We start from the raw sequence: 22,343 nt of genomic DNA on the forward strand, positions 1-22,343 counted from the left end.
TTCTTTCTACACTTCTATATTTATATTCATTAATTACTTCTATAAACACATTCTATCAGCAATAAAAAGAATATTTGCCATTCCTCTTTGTGGATTATACCATAAATCGCTCTTGTTTTACATATGTTTTTGTTTTATAATAATTAAGATAAAATTAAATTTGTGAGGTACATATTAATGAGTCAGCAGAAGGTAGACAATCGCAAGAAAGAGAAATACAACCGTAAGGCAGCACCTAAAAAAGCTCAGATAAAAACAATCTTGGGGTATGTGGCAATCGCATTAATCGGAATTGCCATTTTAGTATATTTAGGATATTCAATCGCTGTTTCTACAGGTATGTACACTCCACCTGAAACAACTACTACATATGCCAGTGAAGTTTCAGCTTCTGATTTGCGTAAGCAGTTGATTGAAGCAGGCGACAGCAATGTAAAAGACATTTCAGATGAAGAAACATCTACACAGGAAGCTACAACAACAGCTTCAGAAGATGAATCTACTACTGTAGAAGAAACTACAGCTGAATAATTATAATTTATTAAATTATTCTCTAAAAAATCCGGTAGAATTTAACTACCGGATTTTTTTAATATAAATAATAATTAAATTTTATGATTACATACGTTCAGGTGCATCTATTGCAAGTAAATCAATACACTGTTCTAATACTTTCTTTGTCAATGTCAATAAATTGATATAACTCTTCTGTTTATCAGCATTTTCTTCATTCATAATATTATTTTCATGATAAAATCTGTTGAACGCATTTGCAACTTCATAAATATAAGCACATACTCTGTGTGGTGCTAATTCATTATAACTTGCCTCCATTACATCATTAAACTGTGTAAGGACTAATTTTAAGCTTCTTTCACTTTCACTTCCAAAGTCAACAATCTTTCCATTTGCAGAAAGTTCATTTCCCTGTTCAGCATATTTCTTTAAAATTGACTTGATACGTACAATTGTATATAAAATATATGGTCCTGTATTTCCTTCAAATGAAGTAAATCTGTCAATATCAAATACATAATCTTTTGTTGCCTGATTTGATAAATCACCGTATTTAATTGCTGCAAGTCCTATAATCTTTGATATTTCTCTTGCTTCTTCCTCAGATATGTCTCTATTTTCAAGGATTTTTTCATAAACCTTTTCACTTACGTCAGAAATAAGCATTTCCAATCTCATAACACCGCCATCTCTTGTCTTAAATGGCTTTCCGTCAGTTCCATTCATTGTACCAAATCCAATAAATGTAAGAGGTGTATCTTCACCAACAATTCCTGTCATTTTAGCTACTCTGAATACCTGAGTGAAATGTAATTCCTGACGTTTGTCTACAACATAAATTACATGTCCCGGATGGTAATCTTTTTCTCTTTCGATAAGAGTTGCTAAATCAGATGTTGCATACAATGCTGCTCCATCATGCTTTCTTACGATACATGGAGGAAGTTCCTTCTTGTCATCAGGTCTTGCAACATCTACAACTAAAGCTCCCTGACTTTCATGTGCAAATCCTCTTGCTACAAAATCATCAATCATATCAGGAATATATGGCTGAGCATCACTTTCACCCTTCCATAAATCAAATTCAACATTTAAATTTTTATAATTTTTCTTTAAATCAGCCTTTGACACATTCATAATATGTCTCCAAAGTGCCATATACGCTTTATTTCCCTGCTGTAATTTAGCCGTTGTATCCTGAGCTCTCTTCTTAAATTCTTCATCAACTTTACATTTACCACTACCTGTTGGATAAATATCTTCTAATTCATTAATAGAAAAGGGTGGTTCAGTTGGATATTCTCCTGTAAAGTTTTCATCAAAATAAGGCAACTCAGGCTGTCTGTCTCTTAACTCTTCTATAACCTGACCAATTGGGAGTCCCCAATCTCCAAGATGAACATCACCATATACAGTATCTCCCGCATATCTGCAAATTCTCTTTACACTTTCACCGATAATTGCCGGACGCAAATGTCCAACATGAAGAGGCTTTGCAACATTCGCTCCACCGTAATCTACTATAACTGTAATAGGTTCTTTCTTTTCATATCCTAATCTTTCATCATCATTCATGTTTGATACATATTCATCAATATAATCAGCACTAAGTTTAATGTTGATAAATCCGGGCATTACTGCCTCAATTGAATCAAATAACTTGTTGTCTTTTAATTGTTCAACTACATCATTTGCAATCATAATCGGTGCTTTTTTGTAAAGTTTTGCACCTGCCATAGCACCATTACACTGATATTCGCATAAATCAGGTCTGTTAGAAATTCCAACTTTTCCTAATTTTTTGTCATATCCGCATTTTTCAAATGCATTTTCAAATTCACTTGTTAATACATCAAGAATTTTTTTCATTACAATGTCACTCCGTTTTCTTTTAATAATTCTCTGGCTGTGTCTACTGAATCAACGCCTGTTTTATTTTTAATTGGCGCAAATTCTTTATTTCTAACAACCTCATATGCCAAACAATCATCCATCATATGAATCATGTCTAGAACTAATGTTTCAAATTTGTATCCATTTTCAACTTCAGGTTTTACAATTTCGCCCTTAGCGTTTACATACGGAATCTTTTTCTTAACTATATGCACATTTAACTTATTATTCATAATCTCTTCTAATTTGTCAATTCTGAATAAATAATTTAAAATCACACCATCTTTATAAGCAAGTTCTCCCTGGTCGTCTTTCTGATATCTCATTTCATCTGACAATTCATAATATTCAACAATAGAAGGTTTTCCATCCTCATAGCATAACACTCCTACTCGTTCTTCAGGGTTTGCTTTCTTAACTACTTTTGCTGCTGAAGGATACTGATTCTTTATCATCGCTCCTACAAAGCATGGGTCTGCCATTCTTTGACATACATTATCAACAGCGAAAATATTTATGTATTCAACTCCCTGTTTCTTTGCTTTTTCACAAAGACCTGCTTTAACCATAGATATAAACCATCCACCATTTCCGTTTGGAGAAGTTGATACCTTTCCTTTTTCTTCAAGATAAATCTTTCCGTCAAATGTAGATGCAGGTGCCATTTCCTGAACAAAGAAATCAACGTAATCTTTATCATATCCAAAATAATTCATGTCCTTAAAAAATTTAACAGTATCATCATTATTTTTTTCACTTGTCATTACATATAAAGGAATCCATGTTCCTGTCTGATTAACTACATCCATAAGATTTCGTACAATCATCTCGAAAATATAAACATCTTTTGTAATGCCGATATTATACATTCCTTTAGGTTTATCTGAACCTAATCTTGTACCCTGACCTCCTGCAAGTAAAAGTGCTGCAACTTTTCCCTGTCTGATAGCATCTATACCAACATTAGTATATTCTTCTCTATTTCTTTCAATATCTGCAACGGACAAACCACCCTTTAACGGTGTAATAACACCTTTCTTTTTTTCTTCATTCTGATGATTTATTAAATCAAGTATCGAGAAGTCAATTTTTTCTATCTGCTTTAACAAATTTTCTTTTTCCTCATCATTTAATTCATCATAAAAATCAAGCAACTGTTCCTGCCCTACATTTTTTAACTTTGAATAAATTTCATCATAGCTCATACCTTTTACCTCCGACGTATTTTGAAATATAATCTGATTATGTATTCATTCTTTTAATAAGTACCACATTTTTTTATTATAACTTAATTTTATATTTTTTTCGTTATTTTTTTTATAATTGGATAAATTAATTTTCGAATCATTGATTTTCTGCATCTTTTCAAGTCACAAATCACATCAATAGTGCTTTGATATCTTTCTTTTGGTCTTACTTTTGTACACTTACTTATTATTTTTGCAAATGAACGTGAAATTAATGCACTATCAACTTTTCCATTATAACTTCGTCCTGTCAGCAAATAAAACATGGTCGTTCCAACAGCATAAATATCTGAACGAATATCAGTATTATAAATTCCCATCCCTTTGCTATTTCCAAACTGCTCCGGTGATGCAAATTCTTTTGTTCCATATGCATATTTGTCCGCAATCAGTTCTCTGTTATATCTTTTTGCAATTCCAAAATCAATCAATTTAATTTTACCATCATCAGATAAAATAATATTGGAAGGCTTCAAATCTCTATATACAATAGGTGGTTCAAGAGAATGTAAATAATACAATCCGCTACACACCTGTTCCATAACAGACAATAGTTGCTCCTCAGATAACGCTCCTTTAGTGTCAACTACTTCTTTAAGATTTATGCCTTCCACATATTCCATAACAAGGAAGAATCTTGAATCCTCCATAAATAAATTATAGATTTTTGGAAGTACCGGGTGGGTGGTATATTTGAGAACATTTAATTCCCTCTCTATATTATCAATCAATTGATTTCTATCATTTGGATTAGACGAAATATACCTTTTAATGGCATACTTTCGTCCGTTTTTTATATCCCTTGCAAGAAAAACTTCCCCTGCTCCACCTTTTCCGATATTTTCCAAAACAAGATATCTTCCATTAATAATTAAATTTTCTTTATCCATACGCACGCTCCTTTTTGAGTGTGCATCTCTCCAAAAAGCTAAATAGCTTATTCTATTGTTGCAATATCAACTAAAGATAAATCATTCTTTGCATCACTTTCTAAGCTTGTAAGTAATGCATCAACTGTATCCAAACTTGTAAAGCAGTTTACACCTGTTTCGATTGATGTTCTTCTAATTAAGAAACCATCTCTGTTCTTATCTCTACCCTGTGTTGGAGTATCAATAACAATATCAATCTTATGTTCAAGTAATAAATCCATTACAGTTGGTGCTTCCTGATGAATCTTGTTAACTTTAATTGCATCAACACCATTTTCTCTTAAAACATCTGCTGTACTTCTTGTAGCATAAACTTCATATCCAAGTTTTTCAAATCTCTGTGCAAGTGGAACAACTTCCTGCTTGTCAGCATCCTTAACTGAAATAATAATCTTTTTATGCTTTGGAAGAACAACTCCTGCTCCAAGGAAAGCTTTATAAAGTGCTTCATTAAATGTCTTTGCAATACCAAGACATTCACCTGTTGACTTCATTTCCGGTCCAAGGCTTGTTTCAGCACCACGAATCTTTTCAAATGAGAATACAGGCATCTTAATTGCAATATAATCTGCATTAGGCTGTAATCCCGGCTTATAACCCATTTCTTTAAGAGTATGTCCAATAATACACTTTGTTGCAAGCTTAACAATTGGAATACCTGTAACCTTACTAATATAAGGTACTGTTCTTGATGATCGTGGGTTAACTTCAATTACATAAACTTTACCATCACAAACGATAAACTGGATATTAATCATACCCTTTACGTGAAGTGAACGTGCAAGTTTTTCTGTGTAATCTTCAATTGTATCAATTATATCTTTTGAAAGTGAGTATGCAGGATATACTGAAATACTATCTCCTGAATGAACTCCGGCTCTTTCAATGTGTTCCATTACACCAGGGATTAAAATATCTTCACCATCACATACGGCATCAACTTCTACTTCTGTTCCCTGTAAATATTTATCTACTAAAATTGGATGATCCTGTGCAATTCTGTTGATGATTTCCATAAATTCTTCTACTTCTTCATCACATGTTGCAATCTGCATTCCCTGACCACCAAGTACGTATGATGGTCTTACAAGTACTGGATATCCTAATTTATTAGCTACTTTTTTTGCTTCCTCAGCAGTAAATACTGTTCCACCTGTTGGTCTTGGAATACCACACTTTTCAAGAATTTCATCAAATAATTCTCTGTCTTCTGCAGCATCTACATCTTCTGCTTTAGTTCCAAGGATAGGAACTCCCATCTTCATAAGAGACTCTGTAAGTTTGATAGCTGTCTGACCACCAAACTGAACAACTGCTCCGTCTGGTTTTTCGATGTTTACAATGTTTTCAACATCTTCCGGTGTCAATGGTTCAAAATAAAGCTTATCAGCTATATCAAAGTCTGTTGATACTGTTTCAGGGTTATTATTTACAATAATTGTCTCGTATCCTTCTTCTTTAAATGCCCATGTACAATGTACAGAACAGAAGTCGAATTCAATACCCTGACCAATTCTTATAGGACCTGAACCAAGTACAAGAACCTTCTTTGGAGGGTTTGTTTCTACTGATTCATTTTCTCCACCATATACTGAATAATAGTAAGGTGTTGCTGCTTCAAATTCTGCAGCACAAGTATCAACCATCTTGTAAGCAGCTACTATATCGTTATCATAACGCATCTGCTTAATTTCTTCTTCTGACTTACCTGTCAATCTACTGATAACTGTATCAGGGAATTCGATTCTCTTTGCTGCCTTTAACAATTCAGGTGTTAAAGGTTCACTCTTAAGAGCATTTTCCATTTCAACAATTATAGCGATTTTATCAATAAACCACTTATCAATCTTTGTAATATCATGAATGTGGTCATAACTTATGCCTCTTCTAAGTGCTTCTGCAATAACCCAAATTCTTCTGTCATCTACTACATGAAGCTGATCTTCTAACTGATCATCTGTAAGTTCTGAGAAGTTGTAATCCATAAGACATTCAACATGCTGCTCTAATGAACGGATTGCCTTCATTAAAGCACCTTCAAAGTTATTACAGATACTCATTACCTCACCGGTAGCCTTCATCTGTGTTGTAAGTTTTCTGCTGGCTGTAATAAATTTATCAAATGGAAGTCTTGGAATCTTAACTACACAATAGTCAAGTGTTGGTTCAAAACTTGCATATGTTTTCTGTGTAATTGCATTCTTAATTTCATCAAGTGTATAACCTAACGCAATCTTTGCTGCAACTTTTGCAATAGGATAACCTGTAGCCTTTGAAGCTAAAGCTGATGAACGGCTTACACGAGGGTTAACTTCGATTACACAATATTCAAAACTTTCAGGGTGAAGAGCGTACTGAACGTTACATCCACCTGTAATGTTTAATTCGTTAATAATATTTAAAGCTGATGTACGAAGCATCTGATGCTCTTTATCACCTAATGTCTGTGATGGAGCAACTACAATACTATCACCTGTATGAACGCCTACAGGGTCAATATTTTCCATATTACATACTGTAATACAGTTTCCTTCGCTATCACGCATTACTTCGTATTCTACTTCTTTCCATCCGGCAATACATCTTTCAACAAGAACCTGTCCTACACGGCTAAGTCTTAATCCATTTTCAAGGATTTCTACTAATTCAGTCTGATTATGTGCGATACCACCACCGCTTCCACCTAATGTGTAAGCAGGACGAAGTACTACAGGATAACCAATCTTTTTAGTAAACGCAATACCATCTTCTACATTTTCAACTACTAATGAAGGTGCACATGGTTCACCGATTTTTTCCATTGTTTCTTTAAATTCAAGACGGTCTTCTGCCTTTTTAATAGTTTCAGAAGTTGTACCTATTAAACGGCATCCATGTTCCTCTAAGAATCCTGTTTCAGCAATTTCCATTGCAAGGTTAAGTCCTGCCTGACCACCAAGTGTTGGTAAAATGCTATCCGGTTTTTCTTTTTCGATAATTTTCTTTAACACCGGAACTGTTAAAGGTTCAATATAAACTTCATCAGCGATATCTTTATCTGTCATAATTGTAGCAGGGTTAGAGTTAACCAAAACTACTTCAAGTCCTTCTTCTTTTAAAGAACGACATGCCTGTGTTCCTGCATAGTCAAATTCTGCAGCCTGTCCAATAACAATAGGACCTGATCCAATAACTAATACTTTTTTAATATTCGGGTTCTTAGGCATTCTTCTTCACCTCCATCATTTTAATAAATTCATCAAACAGAAGATTTGAGTCCTGTGGTCCAGGGCAAGCTTCCGGATGGAACTGAACAGTAAAAATGCTCTTATTATTATATCTTAAACCTTCTACTGTTTTATCATTTACATTTACAAACGCTACTCTGGCAATATCTTTATTAACTGTATCGCCATCTACCATGTATCCATGGTTCTGTGATGAAATATAAACATGACCACTTTCTAAATCTTTAACCGGATGATTTCCACCTCTGTGACCATATTTCATCTTCTTAGTATCAGCACCTGTTGCAAGTGCCATCAACTGATGTCCTAAACAAATTGCAAAAATCGGGATATCTGTATCGTACAATTTTTTAATCTGTTCTATCTGATATACACACTCTTTAGGATCACCGGGACCATTTGATAACATTATTCCATCAGGATTAGATGCAATAATTTCTTCAGCCGGTGTATCACAAGGATAAATTGTAACATCGCATCCTCTGTCATTTAATGACTTTCCAATATTGTTCTTAGCGCCAATATCAAGTAATGCTACCTTAAATCCTTCTCCTTTAAGATTACTCTTTTCTTTACAACTTACTTTCTTAACAACGCCTGAAACTGTGTATTCCTTTATTTTAGGAAGAATTTCATCTAAGTTATAATTTTCATTAGTTGTAATCATTCCATTCATTGTTCCCTTTTCACGAAGAATCTTTGTAAGTGCTCTTGTATCAATACCTGCTATACCAGGGATATCATTTTCTTCAAGGAAGTTTTGAATTGTATCATCACTTCTGAAATTGCTAGGCATTCTGCTTAATTCGTTAACAATATAAGCATCCGGCCATGGCTTCAATGATTCCATATCTTCATGGCAAATACCATAATTACCAATTAACGGGTATGTCATAACTACTGCCTGTCCGGCATAAGATGGGTCTGTTAATACTTCTAAATAGCCCCACATTGACGTATTAAATACGATTTCACTAATTACTTCTCTTGTAGATCCAATAGATGTACCTTTAAAGACGGTACCGTCTTCTAAGATTAGAAATGCGTTCATAAATGTGTATTCCTTTCATATGCTCAAATTGTAAAGATTATACCAAATAATTCGATATAATTCAACATAATATACAACTATTTTTATTATTATTTGTATCTTCTTGCATAACTACTATTTTAACATAAAAGAAAGAGTAAGTATATTTTAGATTATAAGTTTTTATAATGCCAGGGTCAAAAGGTCTAAGCCCACATGAGCTTGCTCATAAGTGGGCGAAAGACCTTGGGACCCGCCCCAATATGAGCATAAAAGCGGGATAATTCCCGCGATATGCGAATATTGGGTAGGATTGTGAAAGTGCACAGCACGAAACAATCCGCAGGCATCTTATTTTTATCTTGGAATTCCTTCTGCTATTCTTGTTATTCCAACATAAATCTGTGAAATTTTATACCATGTTGCAAAGTCCACAATTCCAGTCTGTGGTAAATCAAATATTTTTTGGAAAGCTTTTACTGCATCTCTTGTATTTTCACCATATATTCCATCTGCATTTAATCTTGGGATTTCAGTATACACCTGTGCAATTGTATCTAGCTGTTCCTGAATTTGTGCTACCTTCTGTCCGCTTGCACCAATATCTAAATCATATCCCGGCCATGAAATTGGAATTCCGGCAATTTGCTCAGCCGTATTTATATACATATCATCGCCATAATAATACCTGATTATTTCAATTGTAGAATACCCTCTCTCTCCTAAGTTGCATGATCCCCACTGGCTTAACCAATTCGGACAGGTTACTCTTTTTCCATCACAATACTGTGTAAGAATTGGCTGCCTTACATCTGGCCTTGATAAATATTGATCAAATATATTATCTACAACAAGACTAATTGATTCAAAAATGTTTCTGCCATAAATCCATTTCTGATCATATGCTGTAGATGAAGTAATTGTAAAATCGTATCCTTTGTTTCGATACCATTCTGTGTAAACCCTGTTTAAAGTAAACGACATAATTGCAAGGACATTTGCCTCAATTGTTGCAGTAGGCCAGGTTGCGTATATTTCGCTTGAAGCAACATTTTTAATATAATCACGATAATTTACATAGTAGTTTTGAGCGCTGCTATCAGATGGAATCCCATCATGTACAACAATTATTTCAGGCACAACTACTCTACTCAGAACAATTTCACCCGGTTCATTAACAGGCTTAATTTCTTCTTCCGGAACCTTTGGCGGATACTCGCCATATAAAGTATGGTCGGGAATCATTATATCTTCAGTCAGCGATGCATTTTTGCTTGTTAATCTTACATTTTGAATAGCCAACACATCCGGCAAAATTTCTGCATTTTCAATGAATTCTGTTTCATATCCTAACGCTTCTATACGAATATTGTAAGTTGTATATGGTCTGGTTGTATTTGCCTCATTCAAACTAAGTTCAATAGGTGGCGCAGGTAATTCTATTGTCTCCGTCTGTCCCGATGAATTTGTAGTAAGCCTTTCTATTATATTATTAGGGCTGTCAGAAGCTGCTATAGTTACAGTTGCATCCCTAACCGGTACATTTTCTCTTGTAACAACATTCACCTGAAGTTTTCCTGTATAAGAAGACTCTACTTCCATTTTTATAAGCATATTTTTTCCTTATTTATAATTATTCTATTATATGCTGCTAAATTTACTAATTTACCATAAATTTTAAATTTATTCTGTTAACGATTCCATACTTGTAATAACTTTCAAATTTGTAATAGTTTTCATATTTATAACAACTTTCGAATTTATAGCAACTTTCGAAATATAACAATTGAAATAATAGCAGCTCTGGGATAAACTATATTGTATTGTGAGGCTTAAAATTTTAACCCTCATAATAGTATTTATTTATACAAAACTGAAAGGATTTTTTGCAAATGAGAAAAAAAGATTTAGCTTTAGAAGTTATAGATAGATTAAAAAAATGTTATCCCGAATCAGATTGTACTCTTGATTACAATGAAGCTTGGAAGCTGTTAATCAGCGTTCGCCTTGCTGCCCAATGCACTGACGAAAGAGTTAACAAAATTGTTCCGAAGCTTTATGAAAAATTTCCTGACATTGAGTCATTAGCTAATGCTGATGTAGCCGAAATAACAGAAATAGTTAAACCATGTGGTCTGGGAAACAGCAAAGCCAGAGATATTAGTTTATGCATGAAAATGCTTAGAGATAAATATGATTGTAAAGTTCCTGATGATTTTGATGAATTATTAAAATTACCGGGCGTCGGACGAAAAAGTGCAAATCTTATTATGGGAGATGTTTTTGGAAAACCTGCTATTGTTACAGATACACATTGCATCCGTCTATGCAACAGAATTGGTCTTGTAGATAATATAAAAGACCCTAAAAAAGTCGAAATGGCCTTATGGAAAATTATTCCTCCCGAAGAAGGGAGTGATTTCTGCCACCGTCTTGTAGACCACGGTCGCGAAGTTTGTACCGCAAGAACTACTCCTCACTGCGATAGATGTTGTCTGAATGACATTTGCAAAAAAAGAATATAAATAAATTCCCTTTAATTAGCTTTTAATTTAGCCATATTAAAGGGAATTTTTAATATCTTATAGTTTATTATTTTGATGACGGGGTCAAAAATTCTAAGCCCACATAATCCTGTTCAAATCTGTAGTACTAATTTATTTTTTTCTCTTATAAGTTCTAAAATAATACTCAATATCAAAATAAGTGCATTCATCACTTTCATCTGCTATATACCATTCATCTGTCAACTTATCAAGATTCGGAATAAATGTGTCAGCACTGTATGAATTATCAATATAAGTTACATACGCTGTATCACAATACGGCAACATTTGCTCATAAATACTTCCGCCGCCTATTACATAAGCTTCTTTATCATTATATTTTTCAGCCTCTTTTACTGCTTCTTCAATACTATTTACAACAATTGCACCATCAGCCTTAAAATTAGTATCCTTTGTAATTACAATATTTACCCTATTCTTCAATGGTCTTCCATTTGGAAAACTATTTAATGTCTTTCTTCCCATAATAATTACATTACCTGTAGTCGTTTCTCTAAAAAACTTCATATCATCAGGTATGCTTATAAGTAAATCATTTTTATATCCGATTGCCCACTTATTATCAACTGCAACTATTAAATTCATATGAATACTCCTTTACTTCTTTATTTCTATACTGCAACAGGAATATTTTTTATCTGAGGACCTGTTATATAATCATCTAATCTGAAATCATCAACTGTAAAATCATAAAAATTCTTAACTTCAGGATTAATCCAGAACTTCGGTGCCGGATGTTGTTCTCTTGCAATAAGTTCTTCAACAAGTGGAACATGTTTATCATAAATATGTGCATCCGCAATCACATGTACTAATTCTCCAACTTCCATATCTGAGACCTGAGCAAACATATGAAGAAGAACCGCATATTGACATACATTCCAGTTATTAGCTGTCAAAATATCCTGAGAACGCTGGTTTAAGATACCATTTAACACCAATTTACCTGTTTCTTTATTTTTTGTAACATTAAATGTCATACTATAAGCACATGGATACAAATTCATTTCATGCAAATCCTGATGTACATAAATATTTGTCATTATTCTTCTGCTGTATGGATTATTTTTCAAATCATACAAAACTCTGTCTACCTGATCCATCATACCTTCTTTGTACTGATGCTTTACTCCGAGCTGATAGCCATACGCCTTTCCGATTGAGCCATTTTCATCAGCCCAGCTATCCCAGATATGACTGTTTAAATCATTTATATTATTAGACTTTTTCTGCCAAATCCATAAAATTTCATCGACACAATTTTTTAAATTTGTTTTTCTTAATGTAAGTGCAGGAAATTCTTTTTTCAAATCGTAACGGTTTACTACACCAAATTTCTTTATTGTGTAGGCATAACTTCCGTCGTCCCATTTTGGTCTTACTTTTTCACCTTTTGTATCTATTCCATTTTTCAATATGTCTGAACACATATCTACAAATACTTTATCTGCGTAACTCATAAATTGCCTCCATTTTTCTTTCTATGAAATTATAGCATCTCCTATTCTGATAATAGGCAAATACTAATTGCTTCATTTTTTTCTTCTATGGAATTATAACATCTACCCTATAAATAATAAACTAATTTTTTCTTTGATTTACATTACTGTATTCCAATTTCTTTTAAAAACCCTTTGCACCCCTTTAGCACATCATCATATGTTGCATCAAAATTACCTGTATACCACGGGTCGGCTATATCCCCCATTTGTCCCGCAAATGATAACAATTTATATACTTTTCCTTCTAAATCATCACCTATTATTCTATTAATATTCCTTATATTTGCAGTATCCATTCCAATTATATAATCAAATTCGCTATAATCCTGCTTTGTCATCCGTCTTGCTTTGTGATTTCCACACGGAATGCCTACACTGCTTAATTTATTTCTCGTCCCCGGATGGACTCCGTGGCCTATTTCTTCATAACTTGTAGCCGCTGAGTCTATGTAAAACTTATCGGCTATCCCTTTTTTATTTACCATGTCCTGTAGGACATACTGCGCCATTGTCGAGCGGCATATATTGCCGTGGCAGATGAATAGGATTTTTGTCATAATTTCTTATTTCCTTTCAAATGTTCTCATATGCCGATTAATACAGGCTTTATAAGAAATATATTATATATTTTTTCTTTGCAAAAACTTGTATAACTCAGCATTTTATAATATTTAAATGAAGTAAAAATTGAAGTAAACCTCTTTCTTTTACCTCAAAGGTTATTTCCAGCAACTCTTTTCATTTCATCAGCAGCTTCATCAAAACCCAAATGTGTGTATGTATCTAATGTAACTGAGATATCAGAGTGTCCCATTATCTACTACAATGTTTTTGGATTCATTCTAGCTGCTGCCATCCTGCTACAAAATCTATGTCTACATACATGAGGTGTCACATTAGGCATTTGAACTCTATAGACTTTATTATATTTTTCACATATGCGATTAAAATACTTTTCCCAATGTAATGCTACTAAGGGCTTACCATTTTTATCCAGAATTAGGAATCCTGTATAGCCATCAATCATTGGCTCAATCTTTACCTTCTTCCTTTAATGTATCTACACTCTTTTCTGCTTTTTTCTTTTCTACCAGCCATTCAAAGCAACCAAGTTCTGAATATTTTTTATAATGATCATATCCTACATCATGTAACAGATAATAGTCGAAATATTCTACACCTGTTTTACGTAACTGCTTATTGAAAATATTGTCTGCTTCATTTTAGTTTTTAAGTGGTAATCTCATCAAGCCAAAACCTAACTTTTTCTGATTCATAATACCCTCCTGGTTTTCTCAAAATATTGCTTTTATTTTAATTGTTTACGGGCAAAATAGCAATAGACCGTTATACATAAAACTTCATCATTATAATGAAATTTTTATAATATAACGGTCTACTTTATTTTTTAATTATTATTTCTTTAAAATTCTAACTTTTTTAGGTTTTGACCACTTCTTGCAGCCAACGGCTCTAACTCGTACAAAAAGTTCCTTTCTCTTTTCAAATGCTTTTTTAGAAATTGTTACTTTTTTATATTTCTTTACTGTCTTTGTTACAATAACTGATGTAAACTTTTTATTCTCAGAAACCTGTACCTGATATCTTTTAGCACCTTTAACTTTTCTAAATGAAAGCCTGATTTTCTTTGCATTTTTCTTCTTTGTTGCTTTCTTTACAACTGTTGTTTTTAATGCTTTGTTTGGAGTCTTTTTCTGTGTTTTCTTTGTTGTTGGAGAGGCTGTTGTTCCTTCAGGTTTTGTTTCACCTGAAGCTGTTGTTCCCTCAGGTTTTGTTTCACTTGGATTTGTTGTTCCCTCAGGTTTTGTTTCACTTGGATTTGTTGTTTCTGGAGTAACCGGCGTTACACCTTTCCCAATCTTATAATCTCCATAAAGACCATCCTTTGCTCCATTTGTAGAAACTCCTGCATTATTGTCTGCCTTCTCGTCTTCTCCTGCCTTAACCATACGCTGGTAAACACGAACATAATCAACTAACATTGTTCCTGATGTAAAACTGCTGTCAGGTACATAACCACTGTCAAATGTTCCACCTGCTGCAAGATTTAAAATAAGGTAAAATCTCTGGTCAAACGGTGCATATGCATTTCCTCTGTCTGAGCCTGAATACCACTCACCATATGTACATTTGAAATAGCATTTGCCATCACAGTAAATCTTAATATTTTCAGCATCCCACTGAACACTGTATACATGCCAGTCGTCAATGCCTGTCTTTTTATTACCATCTCGTGTTATGTTAAATGCATCTGATGTATTAATATTATTTGGCCACTGTGCACCATAATGTAATGTACCAAATACCATATTTGGTGTTCTTCCACGTCCTTCAAATACATCTATTTCACCTGATAATGGCCATGAACCATAACGTGAGTCATTTGGAAGCATCCACATAGCAGGCCATATGCCTGTACCTGTAGGCATTTTTGCTCTGAAATCAACTCGTCCGTATTTCACTGAGAATTTATCTTTTGTTGTAATCTTTCCTGATGAATACTGAGCAGTTGCTTTCTTAGATGGATCACCTTTTTCTGTAAATACCTTTGACTGCTTTTTCATAAGAATATTTAATGCACCATCTTTTACTGATACATTGTCTCTTGTGTAGTATTCAAGTTCCTGATTTCCCCAACCGGCTGTGTTAATATCGTCTTCTTTAAGTAAGAATCCTTCATCATATGACCACTTGCTTGTGTCAAGAGATGCACCATCAAATTCATCATTGAAAATCATCTTCCAACCTGCCGGTGTATATGCATTTGAATTGTCATTTACTTTAATATCTGACATATCTGATGGAAGTGTTGGCTTATAAGATGTATTTCCTTTAATTGTATACAATACATAGTTATTACTTGCATCTCCACCTTTTTTACCATCAATAGGATATGTGACTTTTATTTCTGTATCCTGTCTTACAGGCTGGAGCCAAAGTCCATAAACATGATCAACAAAATAACCCCACTGACTGCTTAGTGAATATTTGTTGTAACCACTTCCTTCATATACCCATCCACAGGCTGCAACATCTGTAAGTGGAATCCACTTTCCATCTACCTTAACTTCGTATTTAAATAAATCCAAATCATCTTTTATAGCTTCTGTTCCACCAATTTTTGGAAGTGGAATACCAACTGATGCTGTACCACTTGTGCTTGCATCGTATGATGTGCCATTATATGCTGTGATTTTGTAATTTGATCTGGTTGGCTTTGTATATGTAACTTTTACATCCTGATGTACATTTGGATTTGACTTTGATGCAAATCTTAATGTAAATGACCAACTGATATTTGTAAACCAATATCCACCATCACCATCTGAGTAATATCCAAAGTTCTGATCCCACAGAAATCCTGATGCTGCATTGCCTAAAAACTGAACAAATCCTTTTCCGTCATTGTTGTCTACTGTAATGTTAACATCATCCTGAATCTGTTCATACTTGATACTCTTGTCTCCATTAAATGTCCATGCTCCCCAATGTGTAGCTGAACCACCTGTTGTATCTGCCTGAATATTTGTTTCTGTTGTAGAAATACTTGTAAGCTTATACTTTGAAAGTTTGTTAAGTTCCAATTTGTAATCAAGATTTATGTTATTTGTTTTTCCATGGAAACGGAAATATGTTGTTTCTGTAAGTTTCATCCAGCAAACCCAGCCACCCCATGACTGATATTCCCATGCCCAAGTGTCATTCCACTTGAAGTAACTTACATCTTCAATTTTCTTCCATTCACCATTTGTTCCGTTTTCCTGTTTAACATAAACCTGAATGTCTTTTTCCACATCTGCAATGGAAAGTTCACTACTGGCTTTTCCGTTAAACTTTGGCATTACAAATCCATAGCTGACTGTACCAACTCCTGAATGTGTAATTGTTGGTCCATCATTTGTTGAATAATAATCCATTGATGAAACAACTTCTGCCGCTGCTCCCTTTACATCACTACCTGAAAAAATTACTCCTGCTGAAGTAAGCAACAATGCCAGAGACATTACAACAGAAATTAATTTTTTCATAGTTTTTCCCATACTAAAAAATTCTTTCATAATACTTCCTTTCTTTTCCCTTACGGAAATAATCTCGCTATACTGCCTTTTAATTATATGAATATTCATTTTTTCTTTAAATGGTCTGTATTTTTATGTGACATTCAAATTTTATAAAAACGTTTTAATTATTATAATAACTTTTTCTTTCCTTTTAGTTGCTCCAAACAAATCTTTTGGGGTATCTCTTAAACTAGCTTGCTTAGAACGATTACAATGCTTACAAATACATTGTAAATTTAATACGGAATCTCTTCCACCATATTTCTGTGGAATAATGTGGTCAATATCCATATCACCTTTTCTGAAACTACGTCCACACTTAATACATTTATACCAACCATTGTTGTTATCATATGCATCATTTTTATCAAAATAATTGCTTCTATAACCCCTATCTTCTCTCCTTTCTGCTTGTTTTTACTCTGTGGCTAAACTTTTTTATAGTTTTGGATTATTATACTACAGCTATAAAAATATTACAATTATATATCATATAATATGAGGTGATTTCATGAAGGATATTGATTTCGATTCTATTGGCAAGAAATTAAAAGAAATGGTGTGCTACCTGTCAATAGGACAATAAAAAATAATAAATTTTTGTATCGTCAGCCGATTTACGGCTGGCGATATTTTTAAGCTACTTTTATATATTGATTATGATATTCCATTGGTGTCATCACATTTAACTTTCTTTGTAATCGTTGGTTATTGTAGTAATTAATGTAATCGGTTATAGCTGCAATTAAGGCAGTTCTATCATTGAAATGTTGGCAGTAATACATCTCTCGCTTTAGAATCCCCCAAAATCCTTCCATCGGTCCATTATCAATACAATGGGCGACTCTTGACATGCTTTGTTTCATATGATGTTTCTTTAATCTGGTACGGAACTGCGCACTTGTATATTGAAATCCACGATCAGAGTGGAAGAGTGGATGTGCATCAGGTTCCAAGCGAACTGCTTCATCAAAAGTATCCATAACTAATGGATTATCATTATGGTCACTTATTTTAAAAGTTACAATTCTTCGATCGTATAAATCTAAAATGGCACTCAAATATATCTTGTGGACTTCATTTCCAATGTAATATTTAAACTCGGACACATCAGTGAGCCATTTCTCGTTCGGCTTATCCGCATGAAAATCTCGATGCAAATAGTTTTTTGCAATGTGATCGGGATTCCGGTCTCCTCTGGTACAGCTTTTGGGTTTCCATTTAATATTTGACTTTATATCATATTTTCTACAGATGCGGAGAACTCGTTTATCATTCACATGAATTCCTTTGTGTCCATCTAATTCATCTCGGATTCTACGATATCCCATATCCGGATGTTCTTTATGTATCTTTTGAATTTCAACAGATAACGTTTCATTCTGCAATTCATTATTGCTTTCCGGATGCTTTAGCCAGTTATAGTATGCAGAGCGTGTAATATTAAGATACTTACAAAGTTTATCTATAGGATATCTCTTGTCAGAGGATAATTCTTTGATTGCCTTATATGCAGCTAAACGGTGAACTAAAGATAACGGTCCCTCCTTTCCAGTTCTCTGACTTTTTTTAACAGATTATTTTCCATTTGTAAATCAAGATTTTTTCTTTCGAGTTCAGCGATTCTATCACGTAATTCTTCCTCAGGTGTACGACTTGGTAATGATCCGACTCGTCTACCACGGCGGTCTTCCAGACCTTTACTTTCCATTTTTTCGTACCGTTTTACCCAGTTACGAACTTATTGACAAGAACATTGATATTTCAAAGCCATTGCTCCATAATTCTTATCATTTGCAGGCATTCCATAACTATTTTTAATCGCTCATCAAGAGTCGTTGATTTTGCTTTTTTCATGCAAGCACCTCCAGTGGATGTTTTTAATATTCCACCAGAATTATACACCTTAATCCACTTTAAAAGTTGTGTATGTGAACGGATTCCATATTTTGAGCAAATATCATCAAGAGAACCTGCTCCATTAAGATAATCATTTACCGCAGATATTTTTAGTGTTTTTGAGTAACTCTTGTTTTTGGGCTGATTAAGTAAACCTGCTGGTCCATTGCATTGGTATATAGAAATCCATTTTCTAATACTTTGGGAGGCAACTCCAAGTTTTTTACTTGCCTGACTCAGTCCAATCTCTCCATCAAGATATTGCTCAACTATTTTTACTTTTACTATTGGATCTATTTTGCTTTTTCTGGACATAAAAATACCCCCATATAGGACTTTTATATTTTATTGTCCTATATGAGGGTAGCATATCATTCTATCATTTTAATACGACAGTCTTTATAACTTACTTACGTCTCATTTTATGCAACTTCTTTTTCTTCATTTTTTTCAAATAACTTCTTTACACCCTGTACGGCAACAATTACACCAAGGATTAAAAGTAATACTGCAAAGATTAACTGTAATGTATTTCCAAGTGATAATCCTGTTGTAGCAAATGCTCCACTTAATTTGTAAATTGTCATTCCAAGGGCTGTAAATGTAACTGCCATCATAAAGAACATTGGTACCCATAACATCCAACCCTGACGTTTTGTTTTCTTTAAGAATACTGCACAAGCTACTAAAGCAAGTACTGATAACAACTGGTTTGCTGAACCAAATAATGGCCAGATTTCTGCATAACCAACTTTTGCAAGTAAGAATGCAAGAACTAATGTAATAACTGTAGCAAAATACTTATTTGTTACTACCTTCTGGAATGGTGTCATATTATCATCAGTTACTCCTTCATCTAAGAAGAATTCCTGGAATGAAAGACGACCAATTCTTGCAACTGAGTCAAGTGATGTTAAAGCAAAAGCTGAAACAGCAAGGTTAATTAATGTAAATACTAAATTATGTGGTAAACCAACTGCTGATAAGAAGTTTGCAATTGCACCTGCAAAAATCTGTGGCTGTGTTGTTAAGCCCTGTGCTGCTGCTTCTCCTTTTGCAAATGAAGCAACTGCGATTAATGCGATTACACCAAGCATACTTTCCATAAGCATTGCACCAAATGATACAGGTAACATATTCTTTTCATTTTTAATTTGCTTTGAAGCTGTTCCTGATGAAACAAGTGAATGGAAACCTGATACGGCACCACATGCTATTGTTACAAATAAAATTGGGAACATATACTGTCCATCTACGTTGAAACTTGTAAATGCCTGTAAGTTACATGAAGGATTTGAAACAAATATACCTACAACTGCACCTACAATCATAAAAATTAATAAATAACTGTTTAAATAATCTCTAGGCTGCAATAATGCCCATACAGGAACTACACTGGCAATAAATATATAAGCGAATATAAAAAGATGCCATGTTTCTCTTGTTAAATAAACAGGGAAGTTTAAACCAATTACTACTGCTACTACTAACATTGCAATTGCTATTACTGTATTTACCCATTTATTTAATTTTGCATATCTTAAAATCATTCCAAGTGCTACTGCTTCAAAAATAAATAAAATTGAAGTCATTGCTACTGCACCGTTTGCTGAGATTTTTTCTACTGCCTGTCCTGCAACTTCAGGTACTGTAAATCCGTTAAATGTTCCAGCTACAACATCTGCAAATGCTGCAACTACTAAAATACAGAATAACCAACAGAAAAGTAAGAATAATTTCTTTCCTAATTTTCCAATATATTCTTCAATTATGTAACCAATTGTACGACCTTTGTTCTTAACTGATGCATACATTGATGCAAAATCCTGAACAGCTCCGAAGAACACACCACCTACAAGCAACCATAATAAAACAGGAAGCCAACCAAAAACTGCTGCCTGAATAGGTCCATTAATAGGACCCGCACCTGCTATTGATGCAAACTGATGTCCAAATACTACATTTGTATCCGCCGGTACATAATCAACTCCATCCTGTAATTCATATGCCGGAGTTTTTGCATTAGGGTCAATGCCCCATTTGTTTTGAAGGTAACGACCATAAAGAAGATACGCTCCTCCAAGTACTACAATCGCAATTACCATCATTAAGATTCCATTCATTTGTATTACCTCTCTTTTGTTATTATTTAGCTAGTTTATTCTTTTATTACAAAAGAAAAAGCCTTCATTGTCTTACGACAACAAAGGCGAAAATATCAATTTCGTGGTACCACTTTGTTTGAAATAATTATTACTAATTAAAACCACTTATCACTGTCACATCCAACAGCTTCTTCTGTAACGTGAAGACTACGTCTCTGCCTACTCACTATGTTAAGTTTTGGGAGAGATGCTCCAGGGTGATGTTACAACAATTCTTTTCTTCCGATTCTCAGCTACCTCGGTTCTCTGTAATCAAGACACTTTATTGCAATGTATCCCTTTCTACGCAACTAACTATTACTTTTTACAAATTCTGTTTTATCACTTATTGTTAAATCATGCAACAATAAATTTATTATTTTTCTACAATTTAATTATTTAAACTATGTCCAAATTATTTGTATAATTATATTAAGCATTATTTTAATAATTTTAATATTTCAGCTGTTTTTCTTATATTTTTTTCGTCTGTTCTATAAATTTCATATTCACTTAACCCGGGAATTCCCATATTAACATCATCATTTCGATATTCCATTTTGCTGTTTTCTACAACCTTACCTGTCATATGAAAGCTTTTTGCCCCGGTTATTTTAGCTATTTCCTTAATATTATCTGAATTTACACCTGCACCAACTAAAATCTCTATACCACTTGATCTTTCAACTAGTTTTTTAATTAACTTTACACCTTCAATACAACTATTTTTTTGTCCTGAAGTCAATATTGTATCTACACCTAATTTTCTAGCGGTCTCAAATGCTTCAAATGGATTTTTGCACATATCATATGCTCTATGAAGAGTAACTCTGCATCCTGTTGCCATATTCATAATTTCCTTCATATATGCCTCATTCAAACTTCCATCAGGATTAAGACAACCTATAACAATGGCATTTGCTCCTTCTCTTGCAAATTTTTCACTTTGTCTGCACATTATCTCAAATTCCGATTCTGTATAGCAAAAATCTCCAAATCTTGGTCTTATCATAACATTTATTGGAATTTGAATTTTATTTCTTATTATTTTAAATAACTCTAAATCAGGCGTTGTTCCTCCTATAATAATATTTGAACATAATTCAATTCTGGTTGCCCCTCCATTAGTTGCCGCAATAGCTGATTCTACAGAATCCACGCATACTTCTAACACATATTGGTTCATTCTTTTTTCCTCTTTTTATAATATATTTATTTTTATTCATGACTATTATTAAAAACAGTTATCAAAACGGAACAATTTTTGTATTCCTTAAGTTTTACATCTTCGTCAATATATCTAT

19 protein-coding genes are annotated in these 22,343 nt (G+C 33.6%); 2 read left to right on the forward strand and 17 right to left on the reverse strand.

The genetic code is table 11. The annotated features are described in order from the left end of the window. Positions 1 to 177: 177 nt before the first annotated feature. Complete coding sequence (locus N5B56_RS00415) at positions 178 to 531, forward strand: hypothetical protein (protein ID WP_022087844.1); 354 nt, start codon at positions 178 to 180, stop codon at positions 529 to 531. A gap of 87 nt (positions 532 to 618) precedes the next feature. Here the strand turns inward: N5B56_RS00415 and argS are convergent, their stop codons facing one another. From argS to N5B56_RS00445, 6 genes are all read right to left on the reverse strand, one after another. Next, positions 619 to 2,385 carry an arginine--tRNA ligase gene (argS, locus tag N5B56_RS00420; RefSeq protein WP_260978050.1) on the reverse strand — a complete coding sequence of 589 codons (1,767 nt, stop codon included), beginning with the start codon at positions 2,383 to 2,385 and terminating at the stop codon, positions 619 to 621. Continuing rightward, on the reverse strand, positions 2,385 to 3,614 hold the full coding sequence (locus N5B56_RS00425; RefSeq protein ID WP_022087846.1) for a UTP--glucose-1-phosphate uridylyltransferase: 1,230 nt from the start codon (positions 3,612 to 3,614) through the stop codon (positions 2,385 to 2,387). Before N5B56_RS00425 ends, argS begins: the two co-directional genes overlap by 1 nt. Before the next feature lie 89 nt (positions 3,615 to 3,703). Further along, positions 3,704 to 4,546, reverse strand: coding sequence for a serine/threonine protein kinase (locus N5B56_RS00430; protein WP_260978051.1), 843 nt, complete (start codon positions 4,544 to 4,546; stop codon positions 3,704 to 3,706). A gap of 47 nt (positions 4,547 to 4,593) precedes the next feature. After that, on the reverse strand, positions 4,594 to 7,794 hold the full coding sequence (gene carB / locus N5B56_RS00435; protein WP_260978052.1) for a carbamoyl-phosphate synthase large subunit: 3,201 nt from the start codon (positions 7,792 to 7,794) through the stop codon (positions 4,594 to 4,596). Beyond that, positions 7,787 to 8,866 carry a carbamoyl phosphate synthase small subunit gene (locus N5B56_RS00440; RefSeq protein ID WP_022087849.1) on the reverse strand — a complete coding sequence of 360 codons (1,080 nt, stop codon included), beginning with the start codon at positions 8,864 to 8,866 and terminating at the stop codon, positions 7,787 to 7,789. The genes carB and N5B56_RS00440 overlap by 8 nt, the downstream gene beginning before the upstream one ends. A gap of 336 nt (positions 8,867 to 9,202) precedes the next feature. After that, positions 9,203 to 10,459 carry a peptidoglycan-binding protein gene (locus N5B56_RS00445; protein WP_022087850.1) on the reverse strand — a complete coding sequence of 419 codons (1,257 nt, stop codon included), beginning with the start codon at positions 10,457 to 10,459 and terminating at the stop codon, positions 9,203 to 9,205. Between the two features lie 278 nt (positions 10,460 to 10,737). On the opposite strand from N5B56_RS00445, the gene N5B56_RS00450 reads away from it, so the two are divergent. Further along, positions 10,738 to 11,370 carry an endonuclease III domain-containing protein gene (locus N5B56_RS00450; RefSeq protein ID WP_260978053.1) on the forward strand — a complete coding sequence of 211 codons (633 nt, stop codon included), beginning with the start codon at positions 10,738 to 10,740 and terminating at the stop codon, positions 11,368 to 11,370. A gap of 132 nt (positions 11,371 to 11,502) precedes the next feature. Here the strand turns inward: N5B56_RS00450 and N5B56_RS00455 are convergent, their stop codons facing one another. The 11 genes from N5B56_RS00455 to N5B56_RS00505 all read right to left on the reverse strand — a co-directional run bounded on the left by N5B56_RS00455 (position 11,503) and on the right by N5B56_RS00505 (position 22,225). Beyond that, positions 11,503 to 11,997 carry a dihydrofolate reductase gene (locus N5B56_RS00455; protein ID WP_178516145.1) on the reverse strand — a complete coding sequence of 165 codons (495 nt, stop codon included), beginning with the start codon at positions 11,995 to 11,997 and terminating at the stop codon, positions 11,503 to 11,505. Positions 11,998 to 12,023: 26 nt separating this feature from the next. Then, complete coding sequence (gene thyA, locus N5B56_RS00460; protein WP_260978054.1) at positions 12,024 to 12,872, reverse strand: thymidylate synthase; 849 nt, start codon at positions 12,870 to 12,872, stop codon at positions 12,024 to 12,026. Between the two features lie 143 nt (positions 12,873 to 13,015). Then, on the reverse strand, positions 13,016 to 13,471 hold the full coding sequence (locus N5B56_RS00465; protein ID WP_260978055.1) for a low molecular weight protein-tyrosine-phosphatase: 456 nt from the start codon (positions 13,469 to 13,471) through the stop codon (positions 13,016 to 13,018). Between the two features lie 263 nt (positions 13,472 to 13,734). Continuing rightward, positions 13,735 to 13,941, reverse strand: coding sequence for a tyrosine-type recombinase/integrase (locus N5B56_RS13430; protein ID WP_346432177.1), 207 nt, complete (start codon positions 13,939 to 13,941; stop codon positions 13,735 to 13,737). A 388-nt stretch (positions 13,942 to 14,329) separates the two neighbouring features. Further along, positions 14,330 to 16,993 carry a glycoside hydrolase family 16 protein gene (locus N5B56_RS00475; protein WP_260978056.1) on the reverse strand — a complete coding sequence of 888 codons (2,664 nt, stop codon included), beginning with the start codon at positions 16,991 to 16,993 and terminating at the stop codon, positions 14,330 to 14,332. Positions 16,994 to 17,104: 111 nt separating this feature from the next. Then, positions 17,105 to 17,287: an HNH endonuclease gene (locus N5B56_RS00480; protein WP_260978057.1), complete on the reverse strand. Its 183-nt coding sequence runs from the start codon at positions 17,285 to 17,287 to the stop codon at positions 17,105 to 17,107. Beyond that, the gene (locus N5B56_RS00485) at positions 17,233 to 17,367 is read right to left on the reverse strand and encodes a hypothetical protein (protein WP_260978328.1); all 135 of its coding nucleotides are present in this window, start codon (positions 17,365 to 17,367) and stop codon (positions 17,233 to 17,235) included. Before N5B56_RS00485 ends, N5B56_RS00480 begins: the two co-directional genes overlap by 55 nt. 264 nt (positions 17,368 to 17,631) lie before the next feature. Next, positions 17,632 to 18,498, reverse strand: a complete 867-nt coding sequence (locus tag N5B56_RS00490; protein WP_260978324.1) for an IS3 family transposase — start codon at positions 18,496 to 18,498, stop codon at positions 17,632 to 17,634. Between the two features lie 262 nt (positions 18,499 to 18,760). Further along, the gene (locus N5B56_RS00495) at positions 18,761 to 19,210 is read right to left on the reverse strand and encodes a helix-turn-helix domain-containing protein (RefSeq protein ID WP_022089484.1); all 450 of its coding nucleotides are present in this window, start codon (positions 19,208 to 19,210) and stop codon (positions 18,761 to 18,763) included. Between the two features lie 107 nt (positions 19,211 to 19,317). Continuing rightward, complete coding sequence (locus N5B56_RS00500; protein WP_260978058.1) at positions 19,318 to 21,018, reverse strand: carbon starvation CstA family protein; 1,701 nt, start codon at positions 21,016 to 21,018, stop codon at positions 19,318 to 19,320. A 460-nt stretch (positions 21,019 to 21,478) separates the two neighbouring features. After that, positions 21,479 to 22,225 (reverse strand): copper homeostasis protein CutC, encoded by a 747-nt coding sequence (locus N5B56_RS00505; RefSeq protein ID WP_260978059.1) that lies wholly within the window; start codon positions 22,223 to 22,225, stop codon positions 21,479 to 21,481. Between the last annotated feature and the right edge of the window lie 118 nt (positions 22,226 to 22,343).

The sequence above is a fragment of the Eubacterium album genome (assembly GCF_025336545.1).
Taxonomy (GTDB): domain Bacteria; phylum Bacillota; class Clostridia; order Lachnospirales; family Lachnospiraceae; genus Eubacterium_U; species Eubacterium_U album.